We start from the raw sequence: 17,837 nt of genomic DNA, 5'->3' as shown, positions 1-17,837 counted from the left end.
AAGCTGATTTTATTTGAAATAAGATATAATTCTCGTTTGTTATGGGAAAATACTCGATAATTTGCCCCTGCTGTGATTCGACGTTAACGGTTGATGCCGATACCGGAGCGTTGATTGCCCATGAGGAAAAGAAGAAAGTCCTCGGGTCGTTTGAGGATCTGAAGAGCGATCTCAACAAACAGAAAGAACTTCGCGAAAATATCTTCGCTCAGGAGATGTCCTCGATGAAAGATCGCGAGCGACTCTTAGAAGAAAAATTCAAGGAGGCTCTTAAACGAGCAGAATCCGACCCCGGCAAGCCTTATAGAAACCGGCTGGATCTTGATTAAATGACAGCCAATCCCTGGGAAAGTACGCCGCCCGTCCTTGCACCAAAGGATAGGATAATTGTAGCCCTGGACGTCGATGGGGCGGACGCGGCAAGTGAGATCGTTAGTGAACTCGACGGAAAGGTTGGGGCGTTCAAGATCGGGTTGCAGTTGTTTCTGGCGGCTGGGCCAGCGTTTGTACAGAAAATGACCGAGGCCGGAACGAAGATCTTTCTTGATCTCAAGTTCTACGACATCCCGAATACGGTCGCCAAAACATCAATTGAAGCTGCAAAAATGGGCGTTTGGATGTTTAATGTTCATGCGTCTGGCGGCAGGGAAATGATGGTAAGGACGAAAGCTGACGTTGCGGATGCGTGCGCGCAGGCGAACATTCCGATGCCGTTGATCATCGCAGTTACTGTGCTTACGAGTTCAGATCAGCAAACGCTAAATGAGATCGGTGTCGAGCGGCCGGTCGAAGATCAGGTTGCAGCCCTGGCAAAGTTGACTTATGAATCGGGACTCGACGGGGTTGTGGCTTCGCCGCAGGAAGTCTCCGCGATCCGGCGAACGGTCGTAAATCCAGAGTTTTTAACAGTTACGCCGGGAATTCGGCCGATTTCTGCAACCCTGGACGATCAGAAGCGTGTAACTACATTTGGGCAGGCTCTGGCCAATGGGTCAGACTATGTCGTCATTGGACGGCCCATCACCAAAGCAAAGGACCGCTTCGCCGCTGTCGATGACATTCTTAGTGAGGTCGGGCATTGATCAGATGAAAAGAACTGGCCGGATGCAATTACGGTATTTCCAAAGTAGAAGGGGAATCGTGTCTTTCGCGGCGATTTTGCCGCTATTGCTTGTCGGCCTTGCGCTGTTCTTGGGCCCGCGGACTTCGGCACAGACGGTTGAGGCCACTTCGTCGATATTTAGAATCGGCGAGAAGCTGCGCTATACGATCTCTTTTGGAAAGATCTCAAACGCTGGTTACGCTGAGACAAATGTCATTTCGCGTGGAAAAATAAACGGGAAAGATGCTGTCGAGATCCGCGGCAGGGTCAAGACTGTAGATATTGTTTCTGCTGCATTCTTTCTTTTTGACGAAAGCCGCACAACCTTCGCGGCTCCGGACACAGGGCTTCCGCACTATGTAACATCGAGTAGTCTTGATTCGGTCATGCCGAAAGAGACGATCCGTAACTACATTAAGCAGCCGACATCCAATTATGACCTGCTGACCCTGGTCTATAAGGCCCGCGAGTCAAGCGGTATCGGTTCATTCCCGCTGTCCGAAGGAGACCAGATGTATACCGTCAGCCTGCAAGGCTCGGCAGCCGAAAAGGTAAAGACCGAGGCGGGTGTTTTCGATACGACGGTTTCCAATGTAACGAGCGAGTATCTTACCGTCAGCGGCATCAAAGATCTGAAGATCAATTTTTCAAGCGACGAGTTTCGCTTGCCTGTTCTGATAAGGTTTAAGACTGCGAAAGGTGAATTTAGGGCCGCTCTTGCAGCCATATCGCTCCCCGAGCCTGAGCCTCCGCCTCCAAGCCCGACGCCGACTCCGGTTTCCTTGCCGGACGTTGCAACCCCCCCCCCTGCGACGCCGAGACCGACAGTGACGCCGCTTCCTTATGTTGAAAACGTGCCGCTTACTCCGGACCTTGGTTTTGAACTTGGAGAGGTGCTTGATTATCGAGTTTCTTCCGAAGGCAAGCCTTTGGGCGTTCTCACGCTGAATGCTCGTGAAAGAAAGTTGTTCGATAAGCGTGACAGTCTGCTTCTGACAGCAACCATATCCGGCGTCGAACAGGGAAACGCCCAGCTCCGCCTGGGCGATGCGGCTCTGGTTCAGGTTGATCCCGAAACTTTGTCGCCGTTTCGCAGCGAGTCAAAATTTGCATCTCCGTTTCTTGGACTTAATCAGACCCTTGTTTTTGATGCTAAGTCCGGATTTGTTACCTTTGCTGCGAAACAGTCGGTTGATGCTCCGATCGGAACGCAGAGTTTTCTATCGCTGATCTATGCAATGCGCTCCTTTAACCTGAAGCCGAGCAAGGATCTGTCCAATCCCGTCAACGATACCCGTGTTGCGGTTTTCTGGGAAACACGGTCGTACGTGTTCACGCTTCGACCCTCGAATTCAGAGGAGATCAAGATAAATGGCGAGCCCGTTTCCGCTCAATTGATCAAGATAAACACCGGCAACAAAGAACTCGACGCCCTCAATATCAAAGTCTGGCTGCGAACTGATGACCGTGTCCCCGTAAGATTCTCTGCCGGGACTTACCAGGCAGACCTGATCCTGGCTGGAAAAAATCTTCCGTAAAATCATCGCAATTAATTAAAGATAATTCGTACGACTTTTATCCAAATGAAATTGAAAATGGATTTCATTTAAGGTAGGATTTAATTGGGAAGACGTGTGAGGTCAAAAACGATTTTATCGTTAAATGCGTCTTTCTGAACGTCGCAATACTGTCTCAATTTTGTTGGTGGATCACCGAAGAGGCGTACACATGCGGTAAGAATGGAAAGTGGTTTATCATTATCATTCCTTGGGAGTCCAAGCCCCGAGACATATGAAAAGAAAAACTAGCGAGGCCAATACTATGACGTTAACGAATTTGCCGGTCGGCGAAGATGCTCGTGTGATCTCTATTAAGGGACAGGATACCGTTACGAGGCGTTTGATGGAGATGGGAGTTATTCCCGGGGTTTCGGTGCACATGGTCAAGGCAGCTCCGTTCGGCGATCCGATCGAGATCCGCGTTCGCGGTTACAGCCTGGCAATGCGAAAGAACGAAGCAGATTCTATAGAGGTCAGCATTTAACTACGGCAGACGAGGCCGATGAATGAACGCAATCGCACAGAAATCGCAGATAACCATCGCGCTTGCCGGTAACCCAAATGCCGGCAAGACGACCCTCTTTAACTCTCTCACCGGACTCAAACAAAAAGTAGCAAACTATCCCGGGGTTACTGTCGAACGCAAGGAAGGTCCATGGAATCTAGGAGACGAAACCGCAAATCTTATAGACCTTCCGGGCCTCTACAGCCTCGATGCGACATCGCTCGACGAACAGATCGCGAGTGATATCATTCGCGGCAAGCAGGAGGGAATTCCTAAACCTGATGCGATCGTCGCGGTAGTTGACGCAACAAATCTCGAACGAAACCTCTACCTCGTTACGCAGATCATGGAGCATGGCATTCCGGTCGTCATCGCTCTGACGATGATCGATGTTTTTGAAAAACAGAAACATGAGATCGACATCGAAATGCTCAGTGTTCTGCTCAAAACGCCGATCGTTGCGGTGAATGTTAAAAAAGGCCGCGGGATCGAAGAACTCGCTGCGAGAGTTAAGGATGTCTTGTTTACGACGCCGGATATACACGATATTTTCGTGGATACAGATGGCGAAGAAGGTGCAACCGGAAGGATCTTTGCACGTTATAACTTCATCTCGAACGCAGTCCAGGAATCAGTCTGGCACAGTGACCAGTCGCAACACCGTTTATCGGAAAAGATCGATAAGGTGTTGACCCATAAAGTTTTCGGATTGGTGATATTGATCGCGGTACTGCTTGTTGTTTTTCAAACGATCTTCTCTTGGTCGAGCCTGCCGATGGATCTGCTGGAGCGAGGGTTCGGTGCGGTCAGCGATCTAGTCAGGGCTGAAATGCCGCCGGGAATTCTAACGGACCTGATCGCCGATGGAATAATCGCGGGCGTCGGCGGCGTCGTGGTCTTCCTGCCGCAGATACTCCTTTTATTCTTATTCATCTCGCTGCTCGAAGACAGCGGCTATATGGCTCGGGCCGCTTTCCTACTCGACAAGCTGATGAGCCGCGTCGGTTTGCACGGCAAAGCATTTCTGCCGCTTTTTAGCAGTTTTGCCTGTGCCATCCCGGGCATCATGGCTACACGCACGATCGAAAGCCGGCGTGACCGTTTCGCCACGATCATGATCGCGCCATTCATGAGCTGTTCAGCTCGTTTGCCGGTTTACACGCTGATGATCGCAGCCTTTTTTGCGGGGCAGACGGTTTTCGGCTTTATTTCGGTCGGTGCGTTATTGATGCTGGCGATGTACGCTCTCGGTATTTTCGTCGCGATCATTGCGGCGTTTATTCTGAAACGAACACTCTTGATAGCGCCGCCGCCGCCGTTCCTGATGGAAATGCCGCCCTATCGTGTGCCAAATCTGCGGACCGTCATCCAAAACATGATCACACGAGCGTGGCTTTTCCTGAAACGTGCCGGCACTGTAATTCTGGCCATCTCGATCATTCTTTGGGCGTTAATGTACTTTCCGCGGAGCCCACAACCGGTTCCCGTCGCGGTCGCCGGCAACGAACAAGGAACAACCGTCGGCGATCAGCCGTTAACGAAGAACGAACCATTACCTGAAGGCGAACAGCTCAAACACAGCTTTGCCGGTAAGCTTGGCCACGTGATCGAGCCTGTGATCAGCCCGCTCGGTTTTGACTGGAAGATCGGCGTCGCACTTATCGCGAGTTTTGCGGCACGCGAGGTTCTTGTCTCGACGCTTAGCATCATCTACAACGTAGGGAAAGATGAGAACGAAGAATCAGAAACGCTCATTGCGGCCGTCCGTGACGCGAAACGGGAAGACGGGCGGCTCGCGTGGACGCCGCTAACGGCTCTGACGCTGATGGTATTTTTTGTGCTTGCGATGCAATGTATGTCAACACTGGCTGTAGTGCGCCGCGAAACGAATTCGTGGAGATGGCCGGCATTCATGCTCGCGTATATGACCGGGCTGGCGTACGCTGCCGCATTCGCAACGTATCAAGGCGGAAGGCTCTTGGGATTTGAATGACTGGAGGGCGAGCATCCTGCTCGCCATTAAGGAATGAATATCCAAACGATCATCGTCATCGCAATCATTATCGCCGCCGCTCTTTACGCGGGCAGTTTGGTCGCTAAACGGGTCCTTTCATTCTCCCCAAAAAAGGGATGCGGCACCGACTGCGGTTGCAACGGGGCGTCGAAAAATTTACCCTCATAGTTTGGACTCCAAACCGAAATTCCTGACCGCCGGCGTGAGATCGATGTTCCTGTCGACACTCGCGTTTTTTGCTGCAAATGTATGTGTGAAACAGGTCGCGCATATTCCGGCGATGGAAACGGTCTTCTTTAGGTGCATCCTCGCGACATTCTTTTGTATTGTGATCCTGAAACGTGAGAAGGCAAGCGTTATCGGGCAGAATCACATGATGCTTTTTCTGCGCGGCCTGTTTGGGACAACCGCCCTGTTCTGTTTTTTTCTAACGATCCAGCACATGCCGCTCGCCTCGGCTCAGACAATACAATACGTCTCGCCCATCTTTACCGCTACAATTGCAATTTTTGTTCTAAAGGAAAGCGTTATGCCGCCGCAATGGCTTTTTTATGCGATCGCCTTTGTCGGCGTTTTGCTTATCGAACGGTTCGACGCGAGAATATCGCCGTTTTATCTGGCACTCGGCCTGATATCGGCGTTTTGCTCGGGCATGGCGTACAATCTGGTGCGAAGCCTGCGTGGCAAGGAGCATCCACTGACGGTCGTCCTGCATTTTCAGCTCGTCGGAGCTGTGCTTGGTTTCATCAGCCTTTTTTTCCAATGGGAAATGCCGCACGGGTGGGATTGGCTGTATCTATTCCTGATAGGCGTATTTTCGCAGATCGGCCAAATGTTTCTCACGAACGCCCTCCAACGCGAACGCATCGCGGGCGTTGCGATCATTAACTACACAGGTTTGATCTATGCCATTACAATAGGCTGGTTCGTCTTTGGCGAATCGCAGGGAATGGAGGCTTTGTTTGGAATGGCTTTGGTGGTCGTTGGCGTGCTGCTCAGCGTATCATACAGTAGGAGACAAGACAGGCGGCTCGAAGAAATAGAGGCGACCGCTGCTTAGACGCGATAAAGCCTTTTCACTTTGTTAATTCCTTCCACTAGCTAAAGATAGTGGCAACTCATGAAAGAAAAATTTATTAAGGTAGCCATTATCACTGTCAGCGATACGCGCAAACTTGAAAACGACATGTCGGGAAATCGACTCGCCGAGTTGCTAACGGCGGAGGGAGCCGCAATCGTGGAGAAATTGATCATTACCGATGATCTCGGTGATCTCACCCAAACTCTTCATTCGCTTGCCCAGCGTGACGACATCAATTTGATCATAACCACCGGCGGAACAGGCTTTGCCCCTCGCGATAATACGCCTGAGGCAACAAGGGCCGTTATCGAGCGGGAAGCCCCGGGCCTCGCCGAAGCAATGCGTCGGGAAACCGCGTTAAAAACGCCGACAGCAATGCTTTCACGGGGCGTCTGCGGTATTCGCGGGAATACTCTGATCATCAATCTTCCGGGTTCGCCGAAGGGCGTGGAGGAATGCTTCGAGGTCATTCGTCTGGTTCTCGGCCACGCGATCGCGCAGATCGCGGGCGATACCGCACACTGATAGAAGAAAAAAAAAAAAGGCTGTCCGGAATTCTATTTCCGAACAGCCTCCATCGATACCAGTCAAATTTAGCGTTACACCTTCTTGGGTTTCGCGGGAGCTTTAGGCTTGGCGGCGGACTTAGGAGCAGAAGCTTTTTTTGCAGATGCCTTCTTAGGAGCGGCATTTTCCTTTGTGCTGACCGATGCACTCGATTTAGCTTTCGGGTTCAGCATCGCGGTCCACTGATATTCCGGCGTATCCCAGCCTTCATCAAGCTTCTTGAGGATAAACTCCGTCATATTATCGACGATCCAGCGATGGTTCTTTTCTCCAACCGAGGCGAGTTCCGCGTCCGGCGCGGGGTTCATGAAATCGATCGCATACGGTATGCCGTCCTTGATCGCGAACTCAACGGTATTGAGGTCATAGCCGAGAGCAGTGCAGATCGTCTTAACATCCTTTTCAACCCGGGCGTGCAGTTCAGGTGTTAGGTAATCATCGACATCTACGTATTGCATCCCCGAGAGATAAGGTTTGGAAGGGTCGTATGGCATGATCAGAACTTTTTCCTTGCCGACGCAGTAGCAGCGAACAAAATGGTCGTATTCAATGCCTTCCTGCAAGGTCATGCAGAGCGTGCCGGACTGGTTGTATTCGGTGAATAGTTCGTCCAGGTTGTGGATCTTCGAGACGTTCTTCCAACCGCCGCCATCGAACGGCTTGAGGAACGAAGGGAATCCGACGTAGTCGATCACGCCCTGCCAGTCGATCGGAAATTCCAGATTGCGAAGGCTCTCTGCCGTTATATCCTTAATGTAATCGTGCTGCGGAAGCAGAACTGTCTTCGGGATGGCTACGCCGAGCTTTGCTGCCAGTGCGAAGTTGAAGAACTTATCATCAGCCGACCACCAGAACGGGTTGTTGATGATGTACGTACCTTCGAGAGCGAAGCGCTTGAGCGTCGCACGATAATATGGCACTTCGTGCGAAATGCGGTCAATGATGATGTCGTATTTCTTCGGCTCATCCATACGAATGCCGCCGATCGTGATCATCTCAGCAACGACCTTGCCGTCGCTTTTTTCATTGATGCTTTTGATTATTGATTCCGGAAACGTTTGTTCGCGTCCAACTAAGATTCCTACTCGTTTCATATGTTTAGATTATATATGGCTAATTATTAAAATCTCAGACCAGTCTGAAATCTTTAATATTAGTCCAAATACAAAACTGAGGCAAGAATCACGTTTTGGAATTTATGAAGATGTTATTTTGCACCAGGGAGCAATTCCAGATTTCCCATCTCGCGGTTATAGGAATCGAGTGCTCCAACTTCATCAGCAGTTGCATCAAGCATTTGCTTGGTCATGGCGATTGAATCGGAAAGCTGCTCAAAGTCTAGGAGCGAGAATTTCTCAGGTGTTGAGATGGTGACAATCTCGTCGTTGAGGTAGCTGAAGAAGTTTTCGATCGATTGGAGCTGGCCTTCAACGAGCTTTACGCTGCGTTCGATCTCGTCAAACGAGTTGACCCGGCGTTTGAGGATCTCTACATTGGTCTGTTGAATGCGTTTGGTCTTTTCGTCACCGGCACTCTCCATCGCACGAAAAGCCTGTGAAAGCTGGTTGTGAACGGCCTGGCGGTTGATCGATTTCAGATGCTGTTTTCGGCGGCGGTAAACATCGAGCAGGTCGACGAAATCTTCCCAACGCTGGTCAAGAGCTTTCAGGTTCGAAGGCAGTTGGCCCGCACCGGTAAATTTCGTGTAGTTGTCCTGGATCTTATCCTTGAGCCAGCGAAGGTATTCGACCGCTTCGCGTTCACGGGGCGTAAACGATTTGATCAGCTTTTCGCGGCCGTCCGTGTGTTCCTTTAGACGGCGTTGCTTTTCTCGATTCTGAACAAGGCTGCGGTACATCGGCAGATTGGGAACTATCACAACATACAGGGCTTCGCAGATCAAAGCTATCAGCAGCGGAATGACGCTGCCCGTGTAGGCGGCGGCCACAAGAAAACCGGCGAGCCCCCAAAAATTCACGGGCTCTTTCAGAGCTGCTTTCGCATAGCTCTGTTCAAATTTCGTCATGTCCTGCCGGTATTTCGCTATATCAGCCATATCAAACTAACAGATGCAAATTGACGCTCAAGGGTTCGAAAGAACTATTCCGATCAGTTCGAATGACTTTTTTCGTTTGTTTCATCAAATATCGATGTATTTAGAACTTCGGCTTCCTGAACGCTGGAATTTGCCGAGATCTGCTTGCTCGGCTCGGGGGTTCCGGCACCAAGCATTCCCATTTGTGCCTTATATTCGAGCAGTTTGTCCTGCATCTGAATGTCCATCGCCTCGCGTTCGATGTCCTGCATCTGGGCGTCGACGTTGCTGGCTCCGAGCTGTAATTTGGCTTCGGCTGCGGCAACGCGGCGGTCGATCTTTTCTCGCATTTCGTTGAATGTCGAGGAATCGTCGCCGATGTTGAACGTGTCCATCGTCTGGGCAAGCTGTTCCTGCAGTTTCGCCTGTTTGGCGGCACTGATCAGCTGCATCGCCTCGGCACTGCGTTTCTTCATGTTCAGCACGTAGTTGTCTCGTGCCTTTAGTGCCTGTTTCGAAGAGATCTGTGCCTGCTCAGCCTGAGCTGAGGTCCGTTCGAGATCGATCTGAGCCTGCTGGAGCTGACCGATGTAGGCGGTCGCAATGTCGTCGCGGCCCATTTTTACTGAGGCTTTGATTTTGGAATCGAGGTCAACGACCTGGCTCGAGAGATTCTCTTTCTGCTTGAGCAGCAAACGCTCAGTCGCCATGACCTGTGCGACGGAATTGTTCAATTCCGGTACGCGATCGCGCATGTCGCGGATCGTCTGCTGCAGCACGAGTTCCGGATTCTCGATCTTGTCTAACGCCGCTCCCGTACTCGCCCGAAAAACTCTACTGATTCTTGCCCACAATCCCATTTTTACTATTCGCTCCTCAAAAAATGTGTTACCACAAATAATCGCCAAATCCCTTACGATACACGAAAACGCAAAGTTGCAAATTCCAGAACAGTATAACAGGAAATTTAATTAAGGAAAGAGAATATGCCCGCAAACAGAGCGACTCAATTGGGTTTTTGCATCAACTGGTTTACAGTAGTTGCGCGCGGGCTTTGCAAGGAAACAAATGTCACTTACCCTCCAAAAACTTGTCAACGATCTGGATGAAAAATTGCTGAATGAGCATAGGCTCGACACGGACCTTTTCGGGCGGTTGGAATCCATTCAAAGGAGTTCCGGAATTCTGCACGGAGAGCGGCCTATATGCCCATTCCTCAGGCCGTATTTTCTTGCCGAATCCAGATACAACGCGATCCGGCACGCGGCTTCGACTCTCAACGGGGCTTTTGTTTCGCTCACTCGAGCGGCTCTGGACCATCCGGAGATCATGTCGGAGCTTGGCGTCTCTGAAAAAGAGGAACGTTGGGCACGACTCGAAACTGGCTATTTGGATGTATCAATTAACAGTCGGCTCGATACTTTTCTGACGGCGGACGGTTTCGCTTTTCTTGAATATAATGGCGAGAATCCTGCGGGCATCGGTGATCAGGCAGCGCTGGAGCGATTATTTACGAACGTGCCGATCGTCGATCAGTTCCTTCAGGATAATCAGCACCATTACCCGCAGCCGCAGATACGCTTGCTCGATGTACTCGACAGCGCATATCGCGACTTTGGAGGGAAGAAGCAAAAGCCGAACATTGCTATCGTTGATTGGGATGGAGTCTCAACGCGGCCGGAGTTTGTAATTCTGGAAGAGTATTTCGAGACCCGAGGATATTCGACGAAGATCTGTGTACCTGGGGAACTCGAGTATAAAAACTCGTCCTTGATCGCCGGGGATTTCGATATCGACATTTTTTTCAAGCGCGTTCTAATACACGAGTTTCTTGAACGATTTGACGAGACCCACTCACTTTATCAAGCGTGTTCGGATGGAAATGTTTGTATGGTTAATTCCTTCCGCTCAAAGATCCCACATAAGAAAGCAAGTTTTGCGGTCCTAACTGACCCGCGGTACAGCCAGCTTTTTAGCTCGGAACAACTTGCCACGATCGGCCGCCATGTGCCGTGGACCCGTAATTTTAGATACGGCCAAACAACCTACAAAGGAGGATCGGTGGAGCTCGTCGAGTTCATTAGGGCCGGACGTGATCAATTTGTCCTCAAGCCCAACGACGAATATGGTGGCAAGGGCATCTATTTTGGATGGGACAGTTCAGAGGCCGAATGGGATGATGCAATTGCCGTGGCCCTACAAGCCCATTACATCGTGCAGGAAAGGGTTTTGGTCGAGAAAACCGATATTCCGGTCTTCATGAATGGCGAGGCAAGGATCGAGTCGCTCACCGTCGATTTTGATCCGTTCTTGTTCCGTGGAAACGTCGAGGGCGGTATGGTTCGGCTTGCCGCTGGGTCGCTCGTCAACATAACGTCCGGCGGCGGGGAAACGGCCCTTGCGATCCTTGAAGGATTCTGAAGATGCTGCAAGAACTCACCGCGGCATGCGTTCCGATGATAGAGAAAAGCGAGGTTTATCTCGCCGCAGAACTTGGACAAGGGACGATATTACAATGCAAAAGCTTATTTCAGCGACGTTAATATTAGCTATTTATCTGGGATTTATTGCGCCCGCGAGCATGGTTGCTCACGGTCAGGTTATTGGGAGGGCGATGGAACAGCGTATGAAAGATGTGCCCGGCGGGCTGAAATTCAGACTTAGCGAAGGTGTCGAAGGTGCGGAAACGCGTGAGAAACAGCAGCTGCCCTCGACCGACCCGATCAGCGAAAAGGAAAAGGCCGACCTGCTAAAACGCATTCCTGAGATCAAGGCCGCGACGGACGATCAGACCGATTTTGCCAAACGCGTCGGGACGCTGCCCGCGCCGAAGACTGGCAACAAACTGCCTGTTAAGTTCCCATCGGACGACGGCCGCGGTACGCCGAAGGTCGATACTTCGGGGCAGACGTTGCAGGTCATCCGCTGGTCGCCTGAGGGGGAAGTTCCGCTGGCTCCGGATCTGAATGTGACGTTTTCGCATCCGATGGTTGCTGTCACTTCACAGGAACAGGCAGCGAAAGTGACGCCCGTCGAACTGACGCCCCAGGTCGAAGGCAACTGGCGTTGGCTGGGGACGAAGACGCTGATGTTCGACACGACGAAGCGTTTTCCGATGGCGACGAAGTTTACGGCTCGCGTTCCCGCAGGTACGAAATCAGCCACCGGACAGGTTTTGGCAAAAGATTTTACATGGACTTTCACTACTCCGCCGCCGAAGGTCGAGCAGATGATACCGAATGGCGGTATCACAAAACGCGATGCGTTGATGTATCTGTCATTCGATCAGGATGTGAATCCTGAAGTAGTTTTGCGGACGATCTCGGTCATTGCTGGCGGAAAGAAACTGCCGATACGTCTCGCAACCGAAGCTGAGATCAATGCAGACAGCACGATCAACTATACGTCGAAACAAGCGCAGCCGAAGCGTTGGTTAGCTTTTCGCGCATTAAATTCGGACGGTTTGACCGAGAATGCGTTACCCGCGGCGTCGACGATCCAGGTGACGGTTGAAAAGGGAACTGCTTCGGCTGAAGGGCCTTTGACGACGACGGCGGCACAGTCGTTTGCGTTTCAGACATACACGGCACTGAAATTCAACGGCGGCTGGTGTGGTTGGCGTGAGAACAAGAACTGCACGCCCTTCACGAACTGGGCTCTCGAATTCAACAACTCGCTCGACGCTTCGAAATTTACCAAGGAAATGATCAAGGTCGAGCCGGCGGTCGAGGGCTTGCAGATCTATCCTTCGGGAAATTACGTCTACATCAACGGTTACAAAAAGGGCAAAACGACCTACACGATCACGGTTGACGGTGCGATCTCGGATATTTTTGGCCAGAGCCTCGGTAAGAACGCGACGGCGACGATCAAGGTCGGTTCGGCGGATTCGAATCTTTACGCTCAGGGCGGTTTTATGACCGTGATGGATCCGAACGCGAAGGCGACGTTCTCGATCTATTCGACCAATCACAACTCCGCAAAGGTCAAGCTTTATCAGGTCCGCCCTGAAGATTGGCCGATGTTTCAGGACTATGTCCGCCACATCAACTATGACGATGGAAAGCGTCCGGCGATCCCGGGAAAGCTGGTCTCGGACAAAACGGTGAACATCGCCGCTAAACCGGACGAGATGGTCGAGACCCGGATCGACGTTTCGCCGGCGCTCGACGGCGGCTTCGGCAACGTCATCATCGACATCGAACCGACCGTCAAACGCGACAAATACGACCGTACGCGAGTTTTTACGTGGCTGCAGGCAACACAGATCGGTTTGGATGCATTTGTTGACAGCACGGAACTTGTCGGTTTTGCGTCGGACCTTAAAACCGGCAAATCACTGTCGGGAGTTGAGCTTTCGATCTTTCCCAACGGGAAAGGTGTTGTCAGCGGAAATGTTGCTGAAACCGAAGACAAAGGAATTCTGCAAACGGTCTGGGATTGGGTAACCGGAGCCGGCGGACCGAGTGCCGGTGAGACAGAATCGATCAACGAGGACGGCACTGCTGCCGAGGTCGAGACGATAACCGAGGCTCAGACGAACCGGACCGGCGAGAATGGCATTATGCGGCTGCAACTTCCGGATACGGCGTCCCCAAGCTCGCAGAATATTCTCATTGCTAGACGCGGTAAAGATGTTTCGTTCCTGCCGGAAAATGCCGATTATTATTGGCAGCAGTCGGGTAATTGGTTCAAAAAAGCACAGCCTGATTACCTGCGTTGGTTCGTATTTGACGACCGCAAAATGTACAAGCCGAAAGAGGAAGTCGCGGTAAAAGGCTACATTCGCAAGGTCACGGGCGGCAAGTTCGGCGATGTCGAAGGGCTCGGCGATGGTGCGAGTGGCGTGAAGTATTCGATCAAAGATCCCCGAAATAACGAGATCGGAAAAGGTACGGCAAATCTCAACGCTTTCGGTGCGTTCGATTTCAAATTCACGCTGCCTGACAACGCAAATCTGGGCAATTGCCGGATCGAGATGTCGACGAGCAGTTCGTATTCGGGAAATACGTATTATCACGAATTTCAGATACAGGAATTTCGCCGGCCGGAATTTGAGGTGACGAGCAAGGTCGAGACCGAGGCTCCGCACTTTGTCGGCGGCAAGGCTTTGCTGTCGGTCGAGGCAAAATACTACGCCGGCGGCGGCCTTGCGAACGCCGAGACCAACTGGACCGTGACCGCTACTCCGACGAATTTCACACCGCCGAACCGTGACGATTACACGTTCGGCACGTGGACGCCGTGGTGGCGAGGCGATATTTATGGCGGTGGTTATTACGGCGGGAATTCGCAGTATTTCAAAGGAGTAACTGATGCGGGCGGCAAGCATTTGCTGAAAATCGATTTTGAATCGGTCAAACCACCGCGTCCGTACACGATCACCGCCGCTTCGTCGGTGATGGACGTCAACCGCCAGGCGTGGTCGAGTACGACTTCGCTGCTGGTACATCCGGCCGATCTTTATGTCGGGATCCGAACGCCGCGAACTTTCGTCCAAAAGGGCGAGAAGATGGAGGTTGAAACGATCGTTTCCGACCTCGACGGGAAACTTGTCGCCGGCAAGGACGCCGATATCAAGGCTGTTCTCAAAGATTGGGTCTTCGACAAGGGAAGCTGGAGCGAAAAGGTCATTGACGAGCAGAACTGCACCGTCAAATCGACCGATAAGGCACAGAAATGCTTGTTCTTCGCGAAACAGGGTGGACGCTACACGATCACCGCAACCGTGATGGACGACCGCGAGCGGTTCAATGAGAGCGAACTGACGATCTGGGTTCCGGGCGGAAAACAGCCGCCGAAACGGAATGTCGAGCAGGAAGAAGTGCAGATCATCCCGTCGAAAAAGGATTTTGCACCCGGCGATGTTGCCGAGCTGCTCGTGATCGCACCGTTCACCCCAGCCGAAGGCGTCCTGACTTTGCGCCGCGACGGCATCGTGAAAACCGAGCGTTTCTCGATGAAGGATTCGTCGATCACGCTAAAAATTCCGCTTGAAGAAAAATATCTGCCGAACATCTACGCTCAGGTCGATCTGGTCGGGGCTGAAGAGCGTTCGAATGACAAGGGCGAGGTCGATCCGAAGCTCGCGAAACGCCCGGCATTCGCGTCGGGGAATATCAATCTCGCGATCTCAACTGCTTCGCGCAAACTGACCGTTTCGAGCGAGCCTGTGGACAAAACACTCGTCCCCGGCGGCGAGACGAAGGTCAACATTCAGGTCAAGGACAGTCGCGGCGAACCTGTTGCAAACAGTGAAGTTGCGGTCGTCGTGGTAGACGAGAGTGTACTCGCTTTGTCGCGATACGTGATCGGAAATCCTATGGACACGTTCTACACGGCACGGGCGACCGGAGTGACGGATCATCATTCGAGGCAGCAGATATTGCTTGGAAATCCGGAGGATATTAAGCTAGCCCCGCCTCCACCAGCCACCGAAGGCGCGATGATGGACGCAGGTATCGCAACTCAAAATATGCCGAGCGGGGTTTTGGGCAGGGCTGCGGCAAAGCCTTCGGCGATGAAAAAGGAAGCAAATCGAGCCGTCGAGCGTGACGAGTTTTCGGCGGAAGAGAAAGCTCAATCACCAGACACGCCGATAAATCTCCGTCAGAATTTCAACGCCCTTGCTAAATTCTCGCCATCGGTTCGCACCGATTCCAATGGCCGTGCGGTGGTTGATATCAAGCTGCCTGATAATCTGACGCGGTATCGCATCACGGCGGTCGCGGTCGATACGGGCAAACGGTTTGGTAAATCGGAATCGAACATCACGGCCAAACAGCCGCTGATGGTGCGGCCCTCGGCTCCGAGGTTTATGAACTTCGGCGATAAGGCTGACCTGCCGGTCGTTATCCAGAATCAGACGAATAAGGATATGGCGGTGGACATTGTTGTGAGGGCGACTAATGCGGCGTTCGTGTCGGTACCACCTGCGGTAGCGGGTGGGGCCTCGAACCCCGGCGCCACAACCCCGCCCGCTACCGCAGGCGGTACTGGCAGTGCGGGTCGACGCGTTCTGATCAAGGCCAACGACCGTGCCGAGGTTCGTTTTCCGGTCACGACGATCAAAGCCGGAACGGCGAGATTCCAGTTCGCGGTCTCATCCGGCAAATTCAGCGATGCGGCTGAAATTAGCTTACCGGTTTGGACACCGGCGACGACTGAGGCTTTTGCGACCTATGGCACGACGGATCAGAACGGGGCGATAATTCAGCCGGTGCAGACGCCGGGCGATGTTTATCCGCAGTTTGGTGGTTTGGATGTTACGACGTCGTCGACACAGCTTCAGGAGCTGACCGATGCGTTCCTATATCTAACGAATTATCCGTACGCCTGCTCAGAGCAGATATCATCGCGAATGATCTCGATCGCCGCGATGCGTGACGTTCTGTCGGCTTTCAAGGCTAAGGACATGCCGACCAAGGAACAGCTCGAGTCATACTACGCCCGCGATATCGAGATCCTGCAGTCGCGACAGCGAAGCGACGGCAGCTTTGGCCTGTGGAAGCGTGACAAGGAGCGTTATGAATATCCATTCCTCACGATCCACGTCGCTCACGCTCTGGCTCTCGCCAAACAGAAAGGCTACAAGGTGCCCGACGACATGCTCAACAAGACCAAGCCTTATCTCAAGGACGTCGAGAAGCATTTTGACGAATGGTATAAAAATTCCCCCGAAGTCCGCTGGACGATCTCGGCATACGCTTTGTACATCCGAGACCTGATGGGCGACAAGGACGCGGCGAAGGCGAAGAAATTGCTGGCCGAAGCCACGATAGAGAAAATGCCTTTTGAGGCGTTGGGATGGGTGCTTTCGGTACTGGCGAACGATCCGGGATCGAAAGTCGAGGTCGAAGCGATCATCAGACATCTGATGAACCGCACGACCGAGACGGCGGCGACCGCTAACTTCGTCACCAACTACGGCGATGGTGCATGGCTCATCATGTACTCGAACCGCCGTGCCGACGGCGTCTTGCTCGAGGCGATGATCAAAGCAGATCCAAAGAACGACCTCATTCCGAAGCTCGTCCGCGGCCTGCTCGATCACCGGACCAAAGGTGCATGGTCGAATACGCAGGAGAACGTCTTTATCCTGCTGGCGCTCGATAAGTACTTCAACGCGTTTGAAAAGGTCACGCCGGATTTTGTGACCCGCGTCTGGCTCGGCAATACGTATGCGGGCGAACAGGTGTTCAAGGGACGTTCGATCGATTCGAACGAGATCAACATTCCGATGTCGTATCTCGTCGATCAGGGCGGAACGTCGAACCTGATCCTTGACAAACAAGGTGCCGGACGGCTCTATTACCGCATCGGCATGAAATACGCCCCGAAAAACCTGAAACTCGATCCGGCTGATTACGGATTTACGGTTCTCAGAAAATACGAGGCGGTCGATGACAAGGCCGACGTCAAGCAAAATCCCGACGGAAGCTGGACGATCAAAGCCGGTGCGAGGGTACGAGTCAGGCTAACGATGGTTGCACAGGCTCGCCGTTATCACGTCGCCCTGGTCGATCCACTGCCCGCCGGACTTGAAGTGCTAAATCCCGGCCTCGCCGTTACCGAAGCGATCCCGGCCGACAACAACGCGACCAGCGTTCTCGAAGTCGGCAGCCGCTCGATCGGCCGCAACTATTACTGGTGGCGTCAAAACTGGTTCGAACACCAAAACTTCCGGGACGAACGAGCCGAAGCGTTTACCGGCTTGCTCTGGGAAGGTGTTTATAACTACTCGTACGTCACTCGTGCGACGACGCCGGGTGTGTTCGTAGTTCCACCAGCGAAAGCCGAGGAGATGTATCATCCGGAGACGTTCGGACGGACGGGAACTGATTTTGTAAGGGTTGAATAGGAGCCGTCGTTTTTGGGCTAGGCCCATCTATTTGCGGAAAGGCTGTGCTTTTCCGTGTGATCGAGTTAACGCTTTGCGGCTATGCCGCGGCTCTTTTGCAAATCGAAGAGCGGC

13 protein-coding genes are annotated in these 17,837 nt (G+C 52.4%); 10 read left to right on the top strand and 3 right to left on the bottom strand.

All coding sequences use genetic code 11. From position 1 onward, the window contains the following. The first annotated feature begins 41 nt into the window (after nt 1–41). The 8 genes from IPG22_22035 to IPG22_22000 all read left to right on the top strand — a co-directional run bounded on the left by IPG22_22035 (nt 42) and on the right by IPG22_22000 (nt 6,786). Nucleotides 42–329 (top strand): 2-nitropropane dioxygenase, encoded by a 288-nt coding sequence (locus IPG22_22035; protein ID MBK6590956.1) that lies wholly within the window; start codon nt 42–44, stop codon nt 327–329. Next, nucleotides 330–1,082 carry an orotidine-5'-phosphate decarboxylase gene (pyrF, locus tag IPG22_22030; GenBank protein ID MBK6590955.1) on the top strand — a complete coding sequence of 251 codons (753 nt, stop codon included), beginning with the start codon at nt 330–332 and terminating at the stop codon, nt 1,080–1,082. A gap of 76 nt (nt 1,083–1,158) precedes the next feature. Then, nucleotides 1,159–2,640 carry a DUF3108 domain-containing protein gene (locus IPG22_22025; GenBank protein MBK6590954.1) on the top strand — a complete coding sequence of 494 codons (1,482 nt, stop codon included), beginning with the start codon at nt 1,159–1,161 and terminating at the stop codon, nt 2,638–2,640. 283 nt (nt 2,641–2,923) lie between these two features. Beyond that, on the top strand, nt 2,924–3,145 hold the full coding sequence (locus IPG22_22020; protein MBK6590953.1) for a ferrous iron transport protein A: 222 nt from the start codon (nt 2,924–2,926) through the stop codon (nt 3,143–3,145). Between the two features lie 22 nt (nt 3,146–3,167). After that, on the top strand, nt 3,168–5,159 hold the full coding sequence (gene feoB, locus IPG22_22015) for a ferrous iron transport protein B (GenBank protein MBK6590952.1): 1,992 nt from the start codon (nt 3,168–3,170) through the stop codon (nt 5,157–5,159). Between the two features lie 33 nt (nt 5,160–5,192). Next, on the top strand, nt 5,193–5,348 hold the full coding sequence (locus IPG22_22010; protein MBK6590951.1) for a FeoB-associated Cys-rich membrane protein: 156 nt from the start codon (nt 5,193–5,195) through the stop codon (nt 5,346–5,348). Nucleotide 5,349: 1 nt separating this feature from the next. After that, on the top strand, nt 5,350–6,240 hold the full coding sequence (locus tag IPG22_22005; protein MBK6590950.1) for a DMT family transporter: 891 nt from the start codon (nt 5,350–5,352) through the stop codon (nt 6,238–6,240). Nucleotides 6,241–6,300: 60 nt separating this feature from the next. Beyond that, nucleotides 6,301–6,786: a MogA/MoaB family molybdenum cofactor biosynthesis protein gene (locus IPG22_22000; GenBank protein MBK6590949.1), complete on the top strand. Its 486-nt coding sequence runs from the start codon at nt 6,301–6,303 to the stop codon at nt 6,784–6,786. Between the two features lie 74 nt (nt 6,787–6,860). Here IPG22_22000 and IPG22_21995 read toward each other — a convergent pair whose 3' ends face one another. From IPG22_21995 to IPG22_21985, 3 genes are all read right to left on the bottom strand, one after another. Then, the gene (locus tag IPG22_21995; GenBank protein MBK6590948.1) at nt 6,861–7,922 is read right to left on the bottom strand and encodes a hypothetical protein; all 1,062 of its coding nucleotides are present in this window, start codon (nt 7,920–7,922) and stop codon (nt 6,861–6,863) included. Between the two features lie 113 nt (nt 7,923–8,035). Then, on the bottom strand, nt 8,036–8,884 hold the full coding sequence (locus IPG22_21990; GenBank protein ID MBK6590947.1) for a hypothetical protein: 849 nt from the start codon (nt 8,882–8,884) through the stop codon (nt 8,036–8,038). 53 nt (nt 8,885–8,937) lie between these two features. Continuing rightward, a complete protein-coding gene (locus IPG22_21985) occupies nt 8,938–9,723 on the bottom strand; it encodes a PspA/IM30 family protein (protein MBK6590946.1) in 786 nt (261 codons plus the stop codon). Nucleotides 9,724–9,931: 208 nt separating this feature from the next. Between IPG22_21985 and IPG22_21980 the strand changes: the two genes are divergently transcribed. Further along, nucleotides 9,932–11,284, top strand: coding sequence for a hypothetical protein (locus tag IPG22_21980; GenBank protein MBK6590945.1), 1,353 nt, complete (start codon nt 9,932–9,934; stop codon nt 11,282–11,284). Nucleotides 11,285–11,378: 94 nt separating this feature from the next. Then, nucleotides 11,379–17,723, top strand: coding sequence for an Ig-like domain-containing protein (locus IPG22_21975; GenBank protein ID MBK6590944.1), 6,345 nt, complete (start codon nt 11,379–11,381; stop codon nt 17,721–17,723). The last annotated feature ends 114 nt before the right edge of the window (nt 17,724–17,837 follow it).

It is taken from the genome of Acidobacteriota bacterium (assembly GCA_016703965.1).
Lineage (GTDB): Bacteria > Acidobacteriota > Blastocatellia > Pyrinomonadales > Pyrinomonadaceae > OLB17.
This window is presented reverse-complemented; position numbering and strand designations above follow the sequence as displayed.

Bases quoted from the DNA above. Each gene is read 5' to 3' on its own strand.
- IPG22_22035 (MBK6590956.1), top strand. From the start codon at position 42: ATGGGAAAATACTCGATAATTTGCCCCTGCTGTGATTCGACGTTAACG.
- pyrF (MBK6590955.1), top strand. From the start codon at position 330: ATGACAGCCAATCCCTGGGAAAGTACGCCGCCCGTCCTTGCACCAAAG.
- IPG22_22020 (MBK6590953.1), top strand. From the start codon at position 2,924: ATGACGTTAACGAATTTGCCGGTCGGCGAAGATGCTCGTGTGATCTCT.
- feoB (MBK6590952.1), top strand. From the start codon at position 3,168: ATGAACGCAATCGCACAGAAATCGCAGATAACCATCGCGCTTGCCGGT.
- IPG22_22010 (MBK6590951.1), top strand. From the start codon at position 5,193: ATGAATATCCAAACGATCATCGTCATCGCAATCATTATCGCCGCCGCT.
- IPG22_22000 (MBK6590949.1), top strand. From the start codon at position 6,301: ATGAAAGAAAAATTTATTAAGGTAGCCATTATCACTGTCAGCGATACG.
- IPG22_21995 (MBK6590948.1), bottom strand. From the start codon at position 7,922: ATGAAACGAGTAGGAATCTTAGTTGGACGCGAACAAACGTTTCCGGAA.
- IPG22_21990 (MBK6590947.1), bottom strand. From the start codon at position 8,884: ATGGCTGATATAGCGAAATACCGGCAGGACATGACGAAATTTGAACAG.
- IPG22_21985 (MBK6590946.1), bottom strand. From the start codon at position 9,723: ATGGGATTGTGGGCAAGAATCAGTAGAGTTTTTCGGGCGAGTACGGGA.
- IPG22_21980 (MBK6590945.1), top strand. From the start codon at position 9,932: ATGTCACTTACCCTCCAAAAACTTGTCAACGATCTGGATGAAAAATTG.
- IPG22_21975 (MBK6590944.1), top strand. From the start codon at position 11,379: ATGCAAAAGCTTATTTCAGCGACGTTAATATTAGCTATTTATCTGGGA.